The 1,167-nt window shown below is 38.4% G+C and carries 1 pseudogene; it reads right to left on the bottom strand.

Annotated features, from left to right (window positions below):
- Positions 1-27 precede the first annotated feature (27 nt).
- Positions 28-1,092: pseudogene (locus QUA83_RS30460) on the bottom strand (ISKra4 family transposase).
- Positions 1,093-1,167: the final 75 nt, after the last annotated feature.

Here is a 1,167-nt window from a genome sequence, read left to right as displayed (position 1 = left end):
GGGGAGCATCCCGGTTTTGCAAAAGCCTCAAATGGCCAAGAGATCGTTGAGGTAAGCACAACGAAGTTTTAGCATTTGATTGACATTTTTTTTCAACCATTGAGCTCCCGAAATTTTCAACCTTCTATCTATTTGTTTGACCGTCGATTCCACGGCTCCCGAGCCTATGGAACAAATCTTGTCTGATGATAATTGCTCATAGTTAACAATTCGAGAGCGATGCTTTTCTAGATACTTGCAAAAGTTTTTGGCGGTTTTTTTGCGACAATACTTAAATAGACTTAGGGTAGGTTCGACCCGACCTTGCCACAAAAATTCCTTGGCTTTGGCTAAAGATTTTAATGACCCTCCCACTTTATATAAATTTTCCATTAAATGATACCAATCTAAAACTTCACGTCGGGTTTTACCAGGATTTAACTGGCTCATAATATTCCATATTCCATCATGTCCATCACCCAAACAAGTTAATATATCGGCTAATGGCTGATGGTTTATATAATTAATTAACTCTTCATTCTCTTGATAAAAAGCCCCATGATAACTTTCATGTAACCGCACTGCCTTATAATCTTGCCAATGAGAGCCTTCGCCCAACTTCCCTCTCAGACGGACTTTCCCTCCATCTATGCTTGTTTCTTTCACCTCTATTTTGGCATGAGGTTCTGACCATTCTTGTTTTTCTACCAATCTGTGTAAACAAGTGTGGCCAATCTTTATTCCTGTCTGAACTTCCATTTCTTGGGCAGCCTTGGAGTAGGAAAGATTAGCTATTTGACGCAGACAGCATTTTTCAAATAATGGAGATAATCGAGTAGATTTCTTGAACTCTAATTTTTCTGCCTGTTTTTCAGTAATTATTAGTTCACCAATACAGCTTTTTACTGTGCGCGGTCGTCCTTGTTCTGTTCCTGTTGCTTGTTTGATAAAAAAAAACCGATTTGTGGGCCCACTTTTTCTAGCCATTGTTGCCTGAGATGTTTTTCAATATTTTCCAGACTGGTCAGTTCACACAGGCGGTGTATTGTTATACAAAATTTTAGCAATTTCTGCCGAAAAGAATTGCAACTGCTCTAGTTCTTCAGGGGTCATGGCTCTTTTTCTCGACTTTTTTTGACGCTTTTATTGATTTTAACTATTTTACACTTATTCGGCTATTTACAAAAC

It is taken from the genome of Microcoleus sp. K1-B1, from assembly GCF_036704705.1.
In the GTDB taxonomy this organism is placed as follows: Bacteria; Cyanobacteriota; Cyanobacteriia; order Cyanobacteriales; family Microcoleaceae; genus Microcoleus.
The sequence above is the reverse complement of the archived record's forward strand: the minus strand, read 5'-3'. Positions and strand labels throughout refer to the sequence as shown.